Below are 18,773 nucleotides of genomic sequence, written 5' to 3' on the forward strand. Positions count from 1 at the left end.
CTGTCGTCAGTCGGGATGCGAAGCAGCCGTGGGGCGGTCATGCGGCCTTCTTGCCGAGCCACACCGCACCCGCGATGAGGATGCCCAGACCGAAGACCCAGGCGAAGAGGCCCTCGGACACGGGGCCGAGGTTGCCGAGGCTGAAGCCGCCGACGTTGGTCTGGTCGCGCTGGGCGGCGAGGTAGGAGATGACCTGCTGCTTGCCCTCGGGCGAGATGTTGCGGTCGTTGAAGACGGGCATCGACTGCGGGCCGGTCACCATGGCTTCGTAGATCTGGCGGGGCGTCGCCTCGTCGAGGGCAGGGGCGTACTTGCCGCGGGTCAGCGCACCGCCGGCGCCGGCGAAGTTGTGGCACATGGCGCAGTTGACGCGGAAGATCTCGCCGCCGGTCGCGATGGCCCTGTTGTTCTCGGGCGTGCCCGGCTGGATGACCGTCGTCCACTTCTCCTCGGGGACGGCCGGGCCGGCGCCGAGGGAGGCGACGAAGGCGGCCAGGGCCGCGATCTGGGTCTCGTCGAACTTCACCTTGTTGACCGGAGCCTGCACGTTCGGCCCGGCGAGCGGCATACGGCCCGTGCTGACCTGGAAGTCGACGGACGCAGCGCCGACGCCGACGAGCGACGGCCCGGACTTCGTGCCCTCGGCGTTGACGCCGTGGCAGCTCGCGCAGTTGGCGAGGAAGAGGTTCTTGCCGTCCTGGACGGCGTCGGCGGAGACCGTGGACGCCGCGTTGGCGTCCTTGGGGGCGAAGAAGGAGTACGCGCCTCCGGTCACGAGCAGGCCGAGCAGCAGCAGCACCGCGATCGCGGCGGGGTGTCGGCGTCGGGCGGCCAAGGCGTTCACGGTGCGGTCCTGTCGTCCAAGGTGGTCGTCGGTCGGTCTGTCGGTCGGGCGTTGAGGCGGTGAGTCGTGCCCTGAAGCGGTGGAGCGGGCGGCTGAACGAGAGCGATCGGTGCGGTCATCGACGACGTCAGCGCAGGATGTAGATGGTCGCGAAGAGCGCGATCCACACGACGTCGACGAAGTGCCAGTAGTAGGAGGTCACGACGGCGCCGGTCGCGTTGGCGTGGGTGTAGCGCCGCGTCGTGAAGGTGCGGGCGATGATGAGCAGGAACGCGATGAGGCCGCCCGTGACGTGCAGACCGTGGAAGCCGGTCGCCATGTAGAAGACGGACCCGTAGGCGTCGGAGCTGAGCGTGACGTTCTCGTGGACGAGCTCGGCGTACTCCATGACCTGGCCGGCGATGAAGAAGGCGCCGAAGAGGTACGTGAGGACGTACCACTCCCGCATGCCCCAGCCCTTGATGTCGTAGAGCTTGCCCGTGCGGGCCTTCTGGCCGCGCTCGGCCTTCCAGACACCGAGCTGGCACCACACCGAGGAGATGACGAGCACGAGGCAGTTGATGCTCGCGAACGTGAGGTTGAGCTTCTGCGTCTGCTCGGCCCAGAGGTCGGTGCGCACCGACCGGAGCTGGAAGTAGACGGCGAAGAGGCCGGCGAAGAACATCAGCTCGGACGACAGCCACACGATGGTGCCGACGGCAACCATGTTGGGCCGGGTCGCCGGTCCGTGCGCCGCCGGATTCATCACTGCACTGGAAGGAACTGCTGATGCTGTCGCCACGTTGGCCATTATTCCCACATTCCTCTGCGCCTGCGCGAGTGACCCCCCCGATTGGAGCGGTTTGTTGATCGGGTGTCGAGCATTCGTGACCATTCCGACATGCAAGGGGTCACGCCACCGCAGATGCTGCCGTATGCCGTCCGGTGACGTCACGCAGGCCCTCCGAGACCACCCCGAGACGACCCTGACCCGACACTCGACACGACCCCCGACACGTGCGCCGACCATGCACCGGAGGTTGCTGCAGCGCGGGGGTGCGGGGCCGGTAGCATCGGGCCCATGACCGCCCCGAACGACAGCTCGAACGACAGCGCGACCTCGACGCAGCTCACGACGACGGGATCGCAGCCCCAGCCGCGCATCGAGGTGTCGGTCCTGCTCTACAGCGACGACTACACGACCCGTGACGCAGTGCGCGCGGCCGTCGGGCGCCGTCCGGCCAAGGACGTCGAGGTGGTGCGGTGGCACGAGTGCGCCACCGCCGACGCGGTCATCAGCACGGTCGACCACGAGCGCTTCGACATCCTCGTGCTCGACGGCGAGGCCGCCAAGGTCGGCGGTCTGGGCCTCGCCCGGCAGCTGAAGAACGAGATCTTCGACTGCCCGCCGATCATCGTGCTCACGGGCCGTCCGCAGGACAGCTGGCTGGCCGCCTGGTCGCAGGCCGACCTGGCCGTGCCGCACCCGCTCGACCCGATCGCGCTCACGTCGGCCATCACGACGCTGGCGCGCTCGGGCGTTCCCGCGGCCTGACGCATGGCGACCGACGCCGAGCACACGTGGCCCGCACTTCTCTCGGAGCTCATCGCCGGTCGTGACCTCGACCGGGCCACGACCGCATGGGCGATGGACCGCATCATGGCGGGCGAGGCGACGCCGAGCCAGATCGCCGGCTTCCTCATCGGCCTGCGCTCCAAGGGTGAGAGCGTCGACGAGATGAGTGGGCTCGCCGAGGTCATGCTCGGCCACGCCCGGCGCATCGAGGTCGACGGCCCGAGTCTCGACATCGTCGGCACCGGCGGGGACCGGGCCCACACCGTCAACATCTCGACGATGTCGTCGATCGTGGCCGCGGCCGCCGGGGTGCGGGTCGTCAAGCACGGCAACCGGGCGGCCTCGTCGTCGTCGGGCAGCGCCGACGTGCTCGAGGCGCTCGGCATCGACCTGTCCCTCGCGCCCGAGCGGGTCGTCGAGATCGTCAGCGAGGCAGGCATCACCTTTTGCTTCGCCCAGACCTTCCACCCGTCGTTCCGGCACACGGCCGTGCCGCGCCGCGAGCTCGGCATCGGCACGGCGTTCAACTTCCTCGGCCCGCTCACCAACCCCGCCCAGCCGACGTATGCCGCCGTGGGCTGTGCCGACGCCCGCATGGCTCCGCTGCTGGCGGGTGTCTTCGCGAGCCGCGGCCGCGACGCGGCCGTCTTCCGCGGTGACGACGGGCTCGATGAGATCACCGTCTCGACGACGTCCGCGGTGTGGTGGGTCCGCGACGGCGACGTCGGCCTCCGCTCGCTCGACCCGACCCGGCTCGGTCTCGACCTGCACCCCATCGAGGACCTCCGGGGCGGCGACGCCGAGCACAACGCCCAGGTCGTGCGCGACACCTTCGCCGGTGCCCGCGGCGCCGTGCGCGACGCGGTCCTGCTCAACGCGGGCATCGCCCTCGCGCTGACCCGACCCGACAGCGGCTCCGACGCGGCTGCCTTCCACGACGACGTCCGGGCCGGCATGGAGCTGGCCGCCGGCGCGATCGACTCCGGCGCAGCGACCGCCGTGGTCGACCGCTGGGTGGCAGCCACCCGCGCCTGACACCGCGCCGAGCTTCAGACCCCGTCGAGTGGCCGCGCCGTCACACGAGCCCCAGCCTGGGCTCTCGCCTCCGTCGAGTGGCCGCTCCATCACATGCGCACCAGTCGAACCGTGGTTGGTGGGACCACGCGGCCACTCGAGGGTGATGGTGGGGTCAGGTGTCGGGGGGCGCTCCGTCACACGAGCCCCAGCCTGGGCTCTCGCCCTCCGTCGAGTGGCCGCTCCGTCACACGCGCAGCAGTCGAACCGTGGTTGGTGGGACCACGCGGCCACTCGAGGGTGGGGGCGTGGGATCACGCGGCCACTCGAGGGTGACGGTGGGGTCAGGCGTCGTCGAGGCCGAGGCTGAAGGCTGCCTCGAGGTCGTGCGACGAGTACGTGCGGAAGGCGATGTGCGTCGACGTGCCGACGACCCCGGACACCTTGTTGAGGCGGTCGGCGATGACATCGGCGAAGTCGTCGTGCGACCGCACACGGACCATCGCGATGAGGTCGGCGTCGCCGGTGACGGAGTAGACCTCGGAGACCCCGGGGATGTTGGCGATCTCCTCGGCGACCTCGGGGATCCGGTTGACCTCGCAGCTGATCATGACGATGGCGGTGATCACGAGGACACCCTAGCCGTCCGCACCACTGCGGGTCCGGTGCCTCGTGGGCCTGCAGGTCGCGACCCTTCAGGTCGCGGGCCGGGTCGCCTGCCCGCGGCGGGCACGTCGTTGTCGAAGCCGACCACGTCGCGCGCTGCGGCGACGGCCGGCTCGAGCTCGTGGCGCACCGCGCCCGCGCCCCCGACGGGGCAGGTCCACGTGCCGTCGAGCTCGACGATGCGCACCCCGGGGGCCTCGAGCCACCGCAGCAGGATCTCGGTCTCCTCGACGAGGGCCGACGGCCGGTCGGGCGTCGGCGGCGCGACGACCTCGGCGGTGGCCTGCAGGGTGCGGACGTAGACCATGGGGTCGGCTCCGCGCGGGCTGACGGCGGTGCCGGCGAGGCGACCGTGTCGGATGCTCACGAGCTCCCACCCGCCGTGGTCGGCGCGCCGGGCGGCGACGATCTCGGGGGAGCGGGCGAGCGGAGCGAGGCGCTGGGCCCGGGCCGCGCCCCGGACGAGCTGGAGGAAGCGGTCGCGCACGCGCGCGGCGTCCTCGAAGCGCTCGGCAGACGCGAGCTCCTCGAGCCGGGCGCGCAGCAGGTCGGATCCGGGGCGGGCGTTGCCGCTGAAGATCGCCGCGCAGTCGGCGACGACGATGGCGTAGTCGCCCTCGGACTGCGCCCCGGTGCACGGTGCGCCGCAGCGGCCCATGTCGGCGAGCGCGCACGCCGACGAGCGGCCCGACAGACGACCGGTGCACTGCCGCAGCGGCACGACCTCGTGCACGGCGTCGATCGCGGACTGCGCCGTGAGGCGCGAGCGGAAGGGCCCGATGTAGTGGGCGTCGTCGTCGCGCACCTGCTTGACGATCGACAGCCGGGGGAAGCGCTCGCTGGTCAGCTTGACCCACATCGTCCTGCGGCCGTCCTTGGACCGGCGGTTGAAGCGCGGCTTGTGCTCGTCGATGAGTCGTAGCTCGCGCACCTGTGCCTCGAGCGGGGTCTGGCAGACGACCGGGTGCACGGCTTGGGCCAGGCGCACCATCTCGGCCATCCTGCTGCGCTGCTCGGAAGCGGTGAAGTAGGACCGGACGCGGGTGCGGATGTCGCGGCTCGTGCCGACGTAGAGGACCCGGCCGTTGCCGTCCTTGAAGAGGTAGACCCCGGGCGCGTGCGGCAGCGGGTCGGCGAGGAAGCGCTTGCGTCGCTGCGTCGGCGTGACCCGGGAGCTGTAGCTCGCGAGCTCCTCGAGCGTGCGGACGCCGAGGTTGCCGACGCGCTCGATGAGGCCGTGGAGCACGTCGACGGTGGCGCGGGCGTCGTGCAGGGCGCGGTGGTCGGGCGTCGTCGTCGCGCCGAAGACCTGCGCGAGCGAGCCGAGGCGGTGGTTGGGTGACTCGTCGCGCACGACGAGCTGGCGGGCGAGCTGGAGGGTGTCGAGCACCGCGAAGCCCGGCCAGGCCGTGCCGGTGCGGGCAGCCGCGGCCTTGAGGAAGCCGATGTCGAAGCCTGCGTTGTGGGCGACGAGGACGCTGCCGGCCGCGAACTCGAGGAAGGCGGGCAGGGCCGTCTCGATGCGCGGCGCGCCTCGCACCATGCCGTCGGTGATGCCGGTGAGCACCGAGATGAACGCCGGGATCGGCTCGCCGGGGTCGACGAGGGTCTGGAACTCACCGAGCTGCTCGCCCCCGCGAACCTTGACGGCACCGATCTCGGTGATACCGCACTCGGCCGGGGCACCCCCGGTCGTCTCGAGGTCGACCACGACGAAGGTGACGTCGGCGAGGGAGGTGCCGAGGTCATCGAACGTTGACTGGATCGCCTGCATGCCCCGACGGTATGCCGCGGCGCCGACAACGCCCGGAAGGCGCGGCGGTCGTCGGCGGGCGCCGAGGAGTGTCGGTGGTCGCCCTTAGCGTCATTCGTGACAGAACGCAACGAGACGTGAAGAGGTGCCCAGGATGATGCTCGTCGACTGCAACACCTGCCCGGTGCGGCACGTCCGGTGCGCGGACTGCATGGTGACCGCGCTGACGGCCGTGCCCCTCGCCCCGCGCGAGGCCCCGCGCCCGGTCCTGACCGAGGCCGGTGCCGCCCCCACTCCTGCCCCGGCCCCTGCCGAGGGTGGCTCCGAGTCAGGTTTCGCCGGCCCGCCGCGCCTCGCCCTCGACCGGGCGGAGCGCCATGCGGTGTCGGTGCTGCTCGGTGCCGGGCTCGTGACGGTGCAGGAGGCCAACGCGGCCCGCGCCGTGCCGGCCGAGGGTTTCGCCTCCGCAAGCATGCATTCCCACCACGCGCCCGCCCGTTCCGCGAGAGCCACCCGCGCCGCAGGCTGACCGCGATCGGCGGGGGTGCAGTGGCGTGTCACCATGACGAGGTGTCCCGACTTCGGCTCGTGCTCCCCGCGCTGGCCGCCGCCGTCCTGGCCGTGCCGGCCCTGGCCTCCTGCACGGCGTCGAGCAGCGCCAACACCGGACCCGGCACCGTCGACCGAGCGTCGACAGGCAGCACGGCATCAGCGCGGGCGTCTTCTGCAGGGGTCGACGAGGTCACCGCCCTCGTCAAGGACCGGTTCGGCGCCGTCACGAAGGGTGACCGGACCGCCTGGCTCGCAGCCCTGGCGCCGGACGTCGGCGATGCTGCCAGAACCACCCAAGGCAGGATCTTCGACCGGATGCGGGCCATGGGTGTCACCGATCTGAGGGTCGTCTCGATCGCCGTGCCCGGCCCGCCCTCGGCCACGACGAGCGCAACGCCCATGAGCGCCGCCGCTACAAGCACCACCGCTACGAGCACCGCCGCCGCGAGCACCGCCGCGACGAGCACCACTCCAACGAGCACCGCGGCTACGAGTACCGCCGCTACGAGCACCACTGCGGCGAACGACATCCGGGCCCGGCTCACCGCCACCTACCGGCTCGGCGGCTTCGACACGAGCCCCCGCACGTTCGTCGTCGACCTGGCCCTCGAGGCCGATCCCCGGGCGAGCAACGGCGCCACCGGAGCCGGCCCGACACCGCGCCTGCGCTCGTGGGACCCCGCCGAGCGGCTCCAGCCGTGGGACCTCGCCGGTCTCCGGGTGCGCCGCACCGCCGACGCCCTGCTGCTCGTCGTGGGTCCTCAGGCACGCCTCGACGAGCTCGACCGCCACGTGCGGGCCGCAGCACGCAACGTCTCCGCCGTCTGGGGGCGGTCCGAGCCCTCCGTCTGGGTGGCCCCCGGCACCGACGACGACGCGGCCCGTCTGCTCGGTCGCACCGCGGCAGCCATGACACGGGTGGCCGCGGTCACCGACGGCCCGCTCGAGCCGGGTGAATCTGCCGGCGCCGACCGCATCGTCGTCGCTCCGACCCCGTGGTCGGGGCTGAGCGGCGTCGGTCGCGACGTCGTCCTCACGCACGAGCTGACGCACGCCAGCGTGCGGGCGACGACGACGCGCTCCGTGCCGGACTGGCTGGCCGAGGGCTTCGCCGAGCTCGTCGCCTACCGCACGGTCACCCTGCCGGAGCGTCAGGTCGTCGCGCCGGCGCTCGACCTCGTGCGCACCCAGGGCCTTCCGACGGCCCTGCCCACCGACGCGGCCTTCGACCCGGCCACGGGCCGGTTGGAGGCGGCATACGGCCTCGCCCTGCTGGCCGTGAGGGAGCTCGCCGACCGGAAGGGCATGCCCGGGCTGGTGCGCCTCTATCGCGAGGCCGCGGGTGGACTGCCAGCGCCGACCGCGAGCCTCGGCGACCCGGAGGCGGTCACCGACCTCGCCCTCGAGCGGGCCGGCACCGACCGCGCCACCCTCGTGCGGCAGTGGCGCTCCCGCATCGCCTCGCTGACTGCCCAGTGACCGCCAAGTTCCGGTCGCGTGCCGACCGATCGCGTGCCCGGCCGGTCGCCGCCGGTCAGGAGTAGAGCTTCTCGACGTCGTCGGCGAAGTCCTTCATGACGACGTTGCGCTTCAGCTTGAGCGACGGCGTGAGGTAGCCGTTGGCCTCGGTGAAGTCGCCCTCGAGCACGGTGAACTTGCGGATCGACTCCGCCTTGGACACTGCCTGGTTGGCGCGGTCGACGGCGTGCTGGAGGGCCTCGAGCACGACGGGGTTGGTGCGTGCCTGCTCGATGGAGACACCCTCGACGCCGTGGCTCTTGGCCCACAGCGGCCACATCTCCTCGTCGAGTGTGACGAGCGCCGCGATGAAGGGCTTCTGGTCACCGACGACGATGCACTGCGACACGAGCGGGTGGGAGCGCAGTCGGTCCTCGAGCACGGCCGGCGCGACGTTCTTGCCGCCGGCGGTGACGAGGATCTCCTTCTTGCGGCCCGTGATGCGCAGGTAGCCGTCGTCGTCGAGGTCTCCGATGTCGCCGGTGTGGAACCAGCCGTCGACGATCGCGTCAGCCGTCGCCTGCGGGTTGCCGTGGTAGCCGCTGAAGACCCCGACCCCCTTGAGCAGGATCTCGCCGTCGTCGGCGATGCGGACGCCGCTGCCCGGCAGCGGCGGGCCGACGGTGCCGATCTTGATCTTGTCGGGGGTGTTGACGCACACCGGAGCCGTCGACTCGGTGAGGCCGTAGCCCTCGAGGATAATGACGCCGATGCCGCGGTAGAAGTGGCCGAGTCGCGTGCCGAGCGGAGCGCCGCCCGACACGGCGTACTGCACCTTGCCGCCCATGGCCGCGCGGAGCTTGCCGTAGACGAGCCGGTCGAAGATCGCGTGCTGAAGGCGCAGCAGGAGGCCGGGCCCGTCGGCGTCGAGCGCCTCGCTGTGCGCGATGGCGACGGTCGCGGCGCGCAGGAAGATGCGGCCCTTGCCATCGGCCGCGGCCTTGGCCTCGGCGGAGTTGTAGATCTTCTCGAAGACGCGGGGGACCGCGAGCACGAAGGTCGGCTGGAAGCCGGCGAAGTCGTCGAGGAGGGTCTTGATGTCGGCCGAGTGCCCCATCCGTGCCTTCGCCGAGACGCAGAGCACCTCGATGAAGCGGGCGAAGACGTGCGCGAGCGGGAGGAAGAGGAGCGTCGAGGCGCCGTCGGCGCGCACGACCTCCTTGAGCTTCTCGGTGGCGTTCTCGGCGAGGTCGAGGAAGTTGCCGTGCGTGAGCTCGCAGCCCTTGGGCCGGCCGGTGGTGCCCGACGTGTAGATGATGGTCGCGATGGACGTGCGGTCGAGGGCCTCGCGGCGGGACGCCAGCTCGGCGTCGGGCACCGACGTGCCCTTCTGCCGCAGGGCATCGAGCCCGCCGTCGGCAATGACGACCACCTCGACGAGGTCGGGCAGCTGGGCGTCGACGAGCCCCACGGTCTCGCGGTGCGCGGCAGTCTCGACGACGGCGAGGACGGCCCCGGAGTCGGAGAGGATCCACTCGACCTGCTCGGCCGAGGAGGTCTCGTAGATCGGCACGACCACACCCCCGGCGCTCCACGTCGCGAAGTCGACGAGCGTCCACTCGTAGCGGGTGCGCGACATGAGGCCGACCCGGCTGCCCGGCTCGACACCCGAGGCGATGAGCCCCTTGGCGACGGCGTCGACGTCGGCGGCGAACTCCCGCCACGTCGTCGTCGCCCAGCGGTCCCCGGCGCCCTTGCGGGCGAAGGCCGCACCAGCGGGCGACTCGACGGCGTTGCGGCCGGGCAGGTCGGCAAGGCTTCCCTCGGTGGTGACGGGGACGAGCGGTGCGACGACGTTGTCCTTCACGGAGACTCCTCGTGAGCGGCGGGTGTGCAGTGGGGCTGACGACACCGACGGATGACCAGCAGCGACAACGGTGCGGGTCACGCCCGGCGATGGCGTGGAAGAGGGTCCGCCACGACGCGTCGCGGTGGGCTTCGCGCCCATCCTCGCACGCGCGCGCCCGAGGTCGGGAGCCAAACGCGGGGTGCGCGCCGTGGCGTGACCAACGCGATAACCTTCGGCTCATGGCCGATCGCACCGAGTCCTCCATCATCGTCGACGCACCCCCCGGCGAGGTGCTCGACGTCATCGCGGACTTCGAGGCCTACCCCGAGTGGGCCGGCGAGGTGAAGGCGATCCGAGTGCTCGCCGAGGAGGGCGACGGCTGGGCCGACCAGGTCGAGTTCACCCTCGATGCCGGCGCCATCAAGGACACCTACGTTCTCGACTACGAGTGGGACGTCGTCGAGGACGGCACGGGCGTCGTCTCGTGGTCGCTCGTCTCGGCCCAGGTGCTCAAGGCCATGGACGGCTCCTACACCCTGGCCGCCCAGGGCGCGGGCACGAAGGTCACCTACCGTCTCGCGGTCGACGTCAAGATCCCCATGATCGGCCTGCTCAAGCGCAAGGCCGAGAAGGTCATCGTCGACACGGCTCTCAAGGAGCTGAAGAAGCGCGTCGAGGCCTGACCGGCGTGACGGCGACCGACGAGCCCGACGGGCACGGCAACAACGGATCGGCACCTGCCACCGACGACCCCGCGCGCACGGTGGCGGAGGAGGCGGCGCTGCTCGTCGAGCTGCTCTCGCGCCGTGGCTGGGGCGCCAGCGGCGGTATGCCGTCCGCGTCCTCCCACACGACCGCCCACGAGCCGGGGGGCGGGTCCTCGAGCTCGGCGCACCGCAACGGTGACGCGGCGAGCTCGGCCGACGACGGCGCGGCCACGGACCGCGCCGGGGCGGGTGCCCGACCCGGCGGCATACCCTTGACGGATGCCCGGCAGGCGCCGGAGTGCACGTGCGGAGGGCGCGAGCCGGCGGCCTGCCGGGTGTGTCCGGTGTGCCAGCTCATCAGCTTCGTCCAGCAGGTCAACCCCGACACGATCGAGCGGGTCGCCGACTTCGTCGGCTTCGCCGCCACCGCGCTGCGCGACCTCGCGACGGCGCAGCGCGAGCGCTCGACCCGCCCCGAGACGGCCGGCCCCGAGGCGGGCGCCGAGGCGACCGGCGACCAGGGCGACCGAGGCGCGGCTACCCGCAGCGCAGGGGCACGCGACGAGCAGGAGGGACCGGCATGACCCGTCGGCTGGCCATCGGCATCGACATCGGCGGCACCAAGGTCGCCGGGGGGATCGTCGACGAGAGCGGCGCCATCCTCGAGCGGGTGCGCTTCGACACGCCGCACCGCTCCACCTCGCCCCGCGTCGTGGAGAACACCATCGTCGGCGCCGTCGAGGAGCTGCTCGGCCGGGCTGACCCGACCGACATCGTCGCCGTGGGCATCGGCGCCGCCGGCTTCGTCGCCGAGGACCGCGCGACCGTCGTCTTCGCGCCGCACCTGTCGTGGCGCAACGAGCCGCTGCGCGACGCGCTGTCGCAGCGCATCGCCCTGCCGATCACCGTCGACAACGACGCCAACGCGGCCGCTTGGGCTGAGGCGTGCTTCGGTGCGGCTCGCGGCGAGTCGCACGTCGTCGTCATCACGCTCGGCACGGGCATCGGCGGAGCCCTCATCATCGACGGGCAGGTGCAGCGCGGCAGGCACGGCATCGCGGGGGAGTTCGGCCACATGCAGGTTGTCCCCGGCGGCGTGCGCTGCGAGTGCGGCAACCGCGGCTGCTGGGAGCAGTACGCCAGCGGCAACGCCCTCGTCCGTGAGGCGCGCGCGATGATCGACGCCGGATCGCCTGTCGTGGCAGACCTGCTCACCCGACTCGGGGGTGACCCGGCTGCGCTCACCGGGCCCTTCATCACCGAGGCCGCCCGCGACGGCGACCCCACCGCGCGCGAGCTGCTCGCCGACATCGGCGAGTGGCTGGGCATCGGCATGGCCAACCTCGCGGCCGCCTTCGACCCCGGGCTGTTCGTCATCGGCGGTGGTGTCAGCGCTGCCGACGAGATGCTCATCGGTCCCGCGCGTGACGCCTTCCGGCGCCAGCTCACCGGGCGCGGCTACCGTCCCGAGGCGAGCATCGTGCGGGCCGTCCTGGGCAGCGACGCGGGCCTCATCGGGGCTGCGGAGCTCGCGCGCAGCAGTCGCTGAGCCCGCCGCGCCGCAAGGTCGGCGAGCGGGTCAGACCCTCGTGCCGTCGTCGAACGGGTCACGCTCGTTGCCGCCGCGCAGCACGAGCAGCACGAAGCCGATGACGACCATGGCGATCGCCGTGACGACCCACCACCCGCTGCCGTCGCGGTCGAAGAAGAGCAGGTAGAAGAGCAGGAGAGGCCCGCCGACGAGGCCGCCGACGATCGCCCAGAACATCGGGTCGGTCTCGGCCGAGGGCAGCTCGATCTCGGACGGCGGCACGAAGTGGTCGTCCGGCTCACCGCCCCAAGCAGCGCTCGCCGCGTCGAGCAGGGCATCGACGTCGTCGACCGGGTCGCTCGGTGCCCCGGAGCGCCACACGTGCGAGGTCGTCGACGCGATCGGCAGCCCGAGGTCCCCGCCGTGGGCGACGTCGGTCGCCGCCGGTCCTGCCGCCCCTGTCGGGTCGCTCGGAGCTGCGGGGGCTGCCGGGGCCGCGGGGGCCGTCGGAGCCGCCGGGCCGAGGGGAGCGGGGTTGACCCCGGTGGTCTTGGCGGCGGAGCCGCTCGTGCCCTCGTCGGACGTCAGGGCGTCGCCCGCCGGGGCAGGGTCGTCACCGGACGGCATACGGCCGGCAGTGTGCTCTCGGTCGGCCAGCGGGTCGGGCGCCTCGTCGTCCCAGCCCGCGACGATCCGCTGGAACTCCGCATCGAGGTCGCGGTCGTTCACGTGAATCCTCCTGGCGGTGCGGCGGGACCTCCTGATCCTCGCATGCGGCCCTGACCGCGCGCGAGTGTCGTAGAGTTCGAGCCGTCACGTGGAAGGTGGACAACGGTTGTTCTACTGGTTTCTGAAGACGATCGTCATCGGTCCCATCATCAGGCTGCTCTTCCGGCCCTGGGTCGAGGGCGAGGAGAACATCCCCGAGGAGGGGGCGGCGATCTTCGCCTCCAACCACCTGTCCTTCTCCGACTCGGTGTTCCTGCCGCTCGTCGTGCCGCGCCGGGTCACCTTCCTCGCGAAGAGCGACTACTTCACCGGGCGCGGGGTCAAGGGCCGCCTGACGGCAGCCTTCTTCAAGGCCATCGGGCAGGTGCCCGTCGACCGCTCGGGCGGCAAGGCCAGCAGCGCCGCACTCAACTCCGGCCTCAAGGTGCTGCGTCGCGGTGACCTGCTCGGCATCTATCCCGAGGGCACGCGCTCGCCCGACGGGCGCCTCTATCGCGGCCGAACCGGTGTGGCCCGGATGGCGCTCGAGGGTCGCGTCACCGTGATCCCCGTGGCGATGATCGGCACCGACAAGGCCCAGCCCACCGGCAAGGTCATCCCGCGCATCATGCGCGTGGGGGTGCGGGTCGGCAAGCCGCTCGACTTCTCGCGCTACGAGGGCATGGAGGACGACCGCTTCGTCCTGCGCTCGATCACCGACGAGATCATGTACGAGCTGATGCTGCTGTCGGGCCAGGAGTACGTCGACATGTACGCCACCTCGATGAAGGACCGCCTGCTCGCCGCGGCCCGGGCCAAGGCCAAGGAGCTTCAGGAGGCCGCGAAGCCGGGCACCGCCGCTCCGGAGCTCGAGGCGGCTCTCGACGCCGCCGAGGGCCGCGCGACCCAGCTCGAGCGGGCCGTCGACCGCGTCGACCCTGCGAGCGACGCGGGCAACGAGGCCGCCGGTGCCCCAGCCGCCGGCGCCCAGGCCGCACCCGACGAGGACGAGGGCCCCGGGCCCGTCGTCGCTGCCTCCTGAGATGGGCGGGCGCGAGCCCCTGACCTCCGCGCGCACAGCCGTGCCGCTCGACGAGCACGTCGTCGTCCGGGGTCTCTGGCGCGCCGTCGACGTCTTCCGCTGTCTCGCGCTGGCGTATGCCGTGTGGTCGGCCTGGGAGCGGCGCGACGAGATGGTCAACCCGACCGCTGCGGTCGTCATCCTCGGCGTGCTCACCGGGTGGACCGTCGTGCAGACCGTGCGGCCGATGCGCACGGCCCGCGCCTACACGGTCGAGCTCGCCATCGCGTGCGCCGCCATCCTCGGCACGCGCCTCGTCGACAGCCCCGAGGTCATCACGGCCGGGGCCAAGACGATCCCGTCCATCTGGCCGTCGGCCGCCATCGTCGGCTGGGCGGTACTGCGCGGCTGGCGCGGTGGCGTGGTGGCCGCGGCGATCGTCGCGGCGTGCTCCTTCGTCGAGGTCATCGAGCCGACGGCCAACACGGTGACCAACTCGATCCTCGGCCTGCTGCTCGGCGGCTGCATCGGCTACTGCGTCGACCTCACGCGCGCGAGCCACGCGGCGCTCGCGCAGGCGATGCGGGTCGAGGCGGCCCGAGCCGAGCGCGACCGGCTCGCGCGCACGGTGCACGACGGGGTGCTGCAGACCCTCGCCTTCATCAACCGGCGCGCGATCGACATCGGCGGCGAGACGGCGGCCCTCGGTGCGATGGCAGGGGAGCAGGAGCGCATCCTGCGCACCCTCGTCAGCCAGGCCGACCTTGCCGAGGTCGACCGGGCCGTGTCGGGGGAGGCCGACCTCAGGGGGTTGCTCGCCCACGTCGAGACCGACGACATCGCCCTCGTCGCCCCGGGAGAGCCCGTGCTGCTGCCGCGCCGGGTCGCCGACGAGGTCGTCGCGGCGGTCGAGGCGGCCGTCGACAACGTGCGCAAGCACGCCGGCGAGGGGGCCCGGGCGTGGGTGCTCCTCGACGACGACGGGGCGGGCGTGCAGGTGACGATCCGCGACTCCGGAGTCGGTGTCGACGCCGGGCGGCTCGACGAGGCGGTCGGGCAGGGGCGCCTGGGGGTGTCGTCGAGCATCCGGGGGCGCCTCGCCGACCTCGGGGGCACCGCGAGCGTCACCTCCGGCGCGACCGGGGGCACGACCGTCGAGCTGCGCGTGCCGCACACGCCGGCCCGCTGAGGCACCCCGGCACGTCCTGCGCTGCATCCATGCAGCGGAATCCGCTCCGGTGGGCGGGACGTTTCGGGCACGATGGACGGGCAGCGCCGCGTTCCTCGTGGCCGCAGCAGGGGAGCGGGGCCCGTGGGTGGCCCTCGGGGGCGTCACAGGGAGACTGGGGAGACTGGGGGATCGGTGGGTGCCATGACTGAGCAGGGGCCGGAGTCGTCTGCCGACCACATCACCGTCGTCGTCGCCGACGACCACCCGATGTGGCGCGACGCCGTGGCCCGCGACCTCGCCGACTCCGGCTTCGAGGTCGTCGCCACCGCGGATGACGGGCGCGCCGCCGTGGCGCGCACCCGTGCGCTCGTGCCCGACGTGCTCGTGCTCGACCTCAACCTGCCCGGCCTCGACGGACCCGAGGTGTGTGCCGCGCTCTCGGCGGCGGGGGTGCCGACGCGCATCCTCATCCTCTCGGCGAGCGGCGACCACAAGGACGTGCTCGACGCCGTCAAGGCGGGTGCCCTCGGCTACCTCGTGAAGTCGGCGGGGCGCGAGGAGTTCATCGCCGCGGTGCGCGCCACGGCCGCCGGAGACCCGGTCTTCACCCCGGGTCTCGCCGGTCTCGTGCTCGGCGAGTTCCGTCGCGCGCGGACGGCCGGGCCGGAGCAGGGCGGTCGCGAGATCCCCGAGCTCACCGAGCGCGAGACCGAGATCCTGCGCTACGTCGCCACCGGGATGGGCTACAAGGAGATCGCCGCGACGCTGTTCCTCTCGCACCGCACGGTGCAGAACCACGTGCAGAACATCTTCGGCAAGCTCCAGATGCACAACCGGGTCGAGCTCGCCCGCTTCGCGATGGAGCGTGGCCTCGACCTCGGTGACCCCACGACCTGACCGCGCCCGGTCGAGTGGCCACCATGTGCCGCCCCCGGCCCGTCGAGAGGCCACGGTATGCCGCCCCCGCCCGGTTGAGTGGCCACCGTTCGCCGCCCCCACCCCGTCGAGAGGCCACGGTATGCCGCCCCGCCTGGTCGAGTGGCCACCGTTCGTCGGGAGCCTGCCGGGCGGCATACCGGCGCGGGTCGGCGAACGGGTGTCCACGGGCGACTCGTGGTTTCGGGATGCGGACCCGGGCCGGGACGGCCCGACACGGCGACTACGCTGTCGGGGTGAACATGAGCGCCGTCACCGCCGATGTCGGCCTGGAGCCCGTCGACGGGTCCGAGGCCCTGGCCGCCCTCACCGCCGCCGCCAACGAGCTCGAGGCGACGCAGCAGCCGAGCTGGCCCGACACGGCCGCCTTGGCCGAGGTGATCGAGACGCTCTCGACCTATCCGCCCCTCGTCTTCGCCGGCGAGTGCGACATCCTCACCGACCGCATGGCCAAGGCCGCGGTGGGCGAGGCGTTCGTGCTGCAGGGCGGCGACTGCGCCGAGACGTTCGCGTCGGCGACCGCCGACAACATCCGCGACCGCATCAAGACGATCCTGCAGATGGCGGCCGTGCTCACCTACGGCGCCTCGGTGCCGGTCATCAAGATCGGCCGCATGGCGGGGCAGTACGCCAAGCCGCGCAGCTCGAACGTCGAGACGCGTGAGGGCGTGACGCTGCCGGCCTTCCGCGGCGACATGGTCAACGACTTCGCCTTCCACGAGACGGCTCGCATCCCCGACCCGCAGCGGCTCGTCCGCGCGTACCACGCGAGCTCAGCGACGCTGAACCTCGTGCGCGCTTTCACCACAGGCGGATTCGCCGACCTGCGGCACGTGCACGACTGGAACCGCGGCTTCGTCGCCAACTCCGCCAACCAGCGCTACGAGAAGATCGCCAAGGACATCGACAAGGCGATGCGCTTCATGGCGGCCTGTGGCGCCGACTTCGACGCGATGCGCACGGTCGAGTTCTACGCCGCCCACGAGGCGCTGCTGCTCGACTACGAGCGCCCGCTGACGCGCATCGACTCGCGCTCCGGGCGGCTCTATGACACCTCGACGCACTTCGTGTGGGTCGGCGAGCGCACGCGCCAGCTCGACGGGGCCCACATCGACTTCGTCTCGCGCATCAGCAACCCCATCGGCGTCAAGCTCGGCCCCAAGGCCGACATCGACGAGGTGCTGCGCCTCATCGACAAGGTCGACCCGCAGCGCACACCGGGGCGCCTCACCTTCATCACCCGGATGGGCGCCGGCACGATCCGCGACGCCCTGCCGGCGCTCGTCGACAAGGTGACCGCCTCGGGCGCCACCGTGACGTGGATCTGCGACCCGATGCACGGCAACACCTTCGAGAGCTCGACCGGATACAAGACGCGCGACTTCGAGGACATCGTCGAGGAGGTGCACGGCTTCTTCGAGGTGCACCGCTCGCTCGGCACGATCCCGGGCGGCATCCACGTCGAGCTGACGGGTAACGACGTCACTGAGTGCCTCGGCGGCGCGGAGAAGATCATCGACTCCGACCTCGAGAAGCGCTACGAGTCGGTGTGCGACCCGCGCCTCAACCACCAGCAGTCGCTCGAGCTCGCGTTCCTCGTCGCAGAGATGCTCGCCCAGGCCTGACCGCCGCCAGGTGACGACCTGCTCACACCGGCCAGCCGGCCTTGAAGGCCTCAGCTAGGTTCGAGGTATGGGGAGTGTGTCGTGCTCGGCGCCCCCGTGCTCTGCCGTCGTATGCGGCGAGGAGCGAGCGCGGGTGGTCATCGAGACGGCTGCCCGGGAGCGACCCTCGCCGCACCGTGCCCTCCCCGGACGCCCGGCCGCCAGCTGCGGCTCCGGCGATGCACCCGTCGAGGCCCGAGGCCGTGGACGCACCCGCGCTTGCGCTCCTGCACGTCCGATGTCCTCAGGCCCCAACGACGTCGGGGGCTGGTGACGACCGGGAGGAGATGCACGATGAGCGTGCGAACAGAAGGGAAGCAGAGCAAGCCGCGGGTCGTGACCCAGCCCGCGCAGCTGGCGGGACTCCCCGGGGTCGACCTGGCCGAGGTGGAGCGCGTCCACGACGTCTTTCCCCTGCGGATCAGCCGGCACTACCTGGATCTCATCGAGGAGCCGGGTGACCCGATCTGGCTGCAGGCGATGCCTGACATCCGCGAGCTGTCCGACGAGGGGTTCGCGGACCCGCTCGCGGAGGAGGCCGACAGCCCCGTCCCGTACCTGACGCACCGCTACCCGGACCGGGTGCTGCTGCGGGTGACCGACACGTGCGCCAGCTACTGCCGCTTCTGCACGAGGCGCTGGAAGATCGCCGACCCCGACCCCGTGCCGCCCGAGGTGATCCAGACCGCGATCGACTACATCCGGGCGCACCCGGAGGTGCGCGACGTCATCGTCTCGGGAGGGGATCCCCTGATGCTCAGCGACAGCAGGCTGGAAGGCATCCTCTCGGACCTCCGAGCGATCCCGCACGTCGAGATCATCCGCATCGGCACCCGCGTGCCGGTCACGCTGCCCGAGCGCGTGACCCCGGAGCTCTGCGACATGCTGCGACGCTTCCACCCCCTCTACGTCAACACCCACTTCAACCACCCGCGCGAGATCACGCCGGAGTCTGCGCGCGCGTGCGGGCTGCTCGCGGACGCCGGCATACCCCTGGGCAACCAGTCGGTCCTGCTCAAGGGTGTCAACGACACGCCCGAGGTGATGACGGAGCTCGTGCAGAAGCTGCTCACGATCAGGGTCCGGCCTTACTACATCTACCAGGCCGACCTCGTGAGGGGCACCGACCACTTCCGGACCTCAGTGCAGACAGGCCTCGACATCATCCGGGCCCTGCGCGGTCACACGAGCGGCCTCGCCGTGCCGCACTATGTCATCGACGCCCCGGGGGGAGGGGGGAAGATCGCGCTCGCTCCCGATGCCGTCGTCTCGATCGAGGACGGCGTGCTGACCCTCGTCAACTACGCCGGGAACCACTACACCTACCCGAGCGGGGACTAGGCC

General features: G+C 71.9%; 18 protein-coding genes. 12 read left to right on the plus strand and 6 right to left on the minus strand.

The window, feature by feature from the left end:
* Window positions 1-37: 37 nt before the first annotated feature.
* Both qcrC and ctaE read right to left on the minus strand, forming a co-directional pair.
* Entirely contained in the window at window positions 38-844 is an 807-nt protein-coding gene (gene qcrC / locus FHX52_RS03245) for a cytochrome bc1 complex diheme cytochrome c subunit (protein WP_141819868.1), read from the minus strand.
* 127 nt (window positions 845-971) lie between these two features.
* Entirely contained in the window at window positions 972-1,634 is a 663-nt protein-coding gene (gene ctaE, locus FHX52_RS03250; protein WP_141819870.1) for an aa3-type cytochrome oxidase subunit III, read from the minus strand.
* 270 nt (window positions 1,635-1,904) lie between these two features.
* On the opposite strand from ctaE, the gene FHX52_RS03255 reads away from it, so the two are divergent.
* Both FHX52_RS03255 and trpD read left to right on the plus strand, forming a co-directional pair.
* A complete protein-coding gene (locus FHX52_RS03255) occupies window positions 1,905-2,378 on the plus strand; it encodes a response regulator (RefSeq protein WP_141819872.1) in 474 nt (157 codons plus the stop codon).
* 3 nt (window positions 2,379-2,381) lie between these two features.
* Entirely contained in the window at window positions 2,382-3,434 is a 1,053-nt protein-coding gene (gene trpD, locus FHX52_RS03260; protein WP_141819874.1) for an anthranilate phosphoribosyltransferase, read from the plus strand.
* A 323-nt stretch (window positions 3,435-3,757) separates the two neighbouring features.
* Here trpD and FHX52_RS03265 read toward each other — a convergent pair whose 3' ends face one another.
* Together FHX52_RS03265 and FHX52_RS03270 are read right to left on the minus strand one after the other, a co-directional pair.
* A complete protein-coding gene (locus FHX52_RS03265) occupies window positions 3,758-4,042 on the minus strand; it encodes an Lrp/AsnC family transcriptional regulator (protein ID WP_141819876.1) in 285 nt (94 codons plus the stop codon).
* Entirely contained in the window at window positions 4,039-5,853 is a 1,815-nt protein-coding gene (locus tag FHX52_RS03270) for a DEDD exonuclease domain-containing protein (RefSeq protein ID WP_141819878.1), read from the minus strand. Before FHX52_RS03270 ends, FHX52_RS03265 begins: the two co-directional genes overlap by 4 nt.
* Before the next feature lie 133 nt (window positions 5,854-5,986).
* Here FHX52_RS03270 and FHX52_RS03275 point away from each other — a divergent pair, with 133 nt between their 5' ends.
* Window positions 5,987-6,361 (plus strand): hypothetical protein, encoded by a 375-nt coding sequence (locus tag FHX52_RS03275; protein ID WP_185747059.1) that lies wholly within the window; start codon window positions 5,987-5,989, stop codon window positions 6,359-6,361.
* A gap of 41 nt (window positions 6,362-6,402) precedes the next feature.
* A complete protein-coding gene (locus FHX52_RS23730; protein ID WP_185747060.1) occupies window positions 6,403-7,863 on the plus strand; it encodes a hypothetical protein in 1,461 nt (486 codons plus the stop codon).
* A 55-nt stretch (window positions 7,864-7,918) separates the two neighbouring features.
* Here the strand turns inward: FHX52_RS23730 and FHX52_RS03290 are convergent, their stop codons facing one another.
* The gene (locus FHX52_RS03290; protein WP_185747061.1) at window positions 7,919-9,709 is read right to left on the minus strand and encodes an AMP-dependent synthetase/ligase; all 1,791 of its coding nucleotides are present in this window, start codon (window positions 9,707-9,709) and stop codon (window positions 7,919-7,921) included.
* A 221-nt stretch (window positions 9,710-9,930) separates the two neighbouring features.
* Between FHX52_RS03290 and FHX52_RS03295 the strand changes: the two genes are divergently transcribed.
* Genes FHX52_RS03295 through FHX52_RS03305 form a run of 3 tightly spaced genes read left to right on the plus strand, consistent with a single transcriptional unit; the run spans window position 9,931 to window position 11,947 of the window.
* Window positions 9,931-10,374, plus strand: coding sequence for an SRPBCC family protein (locus FHX52_RS03295; RefSeq protein WP_141819884.1), 444 nt, complete (start codon window positions 9,931-9,933; stop codon window positions 10,372-10,374).
* A 5-nt stretch (window positions 10,375-10,379) separates the two neighbouring features.
* A complete protein-coding gene (locus FHX52_RS03300; protein WP_141819886.1) occupies window positions 10,380-10,982 on the plus strand; it encodes a hypothetical protein in 603 nt (200 codons plus the stop codon).
* Entirely contained in the window at window positions 10,979-11,947 is a 969-nt protein-coding gene (locus tag FHX52_RS03305; RefSeq protein ID WP_141819888.1) for an ROK family glucokinase, read from the plus strand. Before FHX52_RS03300 ends, FHX52_RS03305 begins: the two co-directional genes overlap by 4 nt.
* Window positions 11,948-11,977: 30 nt before the next feature.
* On the opposite strand, the gene FHX52_RS03310 is transcribed toward FHX52_RS03305, so the two are convergent.
* On the minus strand, window positions 11,978-12,658 hold the full coding sequence (locus FHX52_RS03310; protein ID WP_141819890.1) for a hypothetical protein: 681 nt from the start codon (window positions 12,656-12,658) through the stop codon (window positions 11,978-11,980).
* Between the two features lie 106 nt (window positions 12,659-12,764).
* On the opposite strand from FHX52_RS03310, the gene FHX52_RS03315 reads away from it, so the two are divergent.
* From FHX52_RS03315 to FHX52_RS03335, 5 genes are all read left to right on the plus strand, one after another.
* On the plus strand, window positions 12,765-13,679 hold the full coding sequence (locus tag FHX52_RS03315; RefSeq protein ID WP_141819892.1) for a lysophospholipid acyltransferase family protein: 915 nt from the start codon (window positions 12,765-12,767) through the stop codon (window positions 13,677-13,679).
* Window position 13,680: 1 nt separating this feature from the next.
* Window positions 13,681-14,847, plus strand: a complete 1,167-nt coding sequence (gene macS / locus FHX52_RS03320) for a MacS family sensor histidine kinase (RefSeq protein ID WP_141819894.1) — start codon at window positions 13,681-13,683, stop codon at window positions 14,845-14,847.
* A gap of 183 nt (window positions 14,848-15,030) precedes the next feature.
* Window positions 15,031-15,726: a response regulator gene (locus FHX52_RS03325; protein ID WP_141819896.1), complete on the plus strand. Its 696-nt coding sequence runs from the start codon at window positions 15,031-15,033 to the stop codon at window positions 15,724-15,726.
* 281 nt (window positions 15,727-16,007) lie between these two features.
* Window positions 16,008-17,390: a class II 3-deoxy-7-phosphoheptulonate synthase gene (locus FHX52_RS03330; protein ID WP_246069590.1), complete on the plus strand. Its 1,383-nt coding sequence runs from the start codon at window positions 16,008-16,010 to the stop codon at window positions 17,388-17,390.
* A gap of 333 nt (window positions 17,391-17,723) precedes the next feature.
* On the plus strand, window positions 17,724-18,770 hold the full coding sequence (locus FHX52_RS03335) for a KamA family radical SAM protein (protein ID WP_141819900.1): 1,047 nt from the start codon (window positions 17,724-17,726) through the stop codon (window positions 18,768-18,770).
* Window positions 18,771-18,773: the final 3 nt, after the last annotated feature.

Source organism: Humibacillus xanthopallidus (assembly GCF_006717145.1).
Classification (GTDB): domain Bacteria; phylum Actinomycetota; class Actinomycetes; order Actinomycetales; family Dermatophilaceae; genus Humibacillus; species Humibacillus xanthopallidus.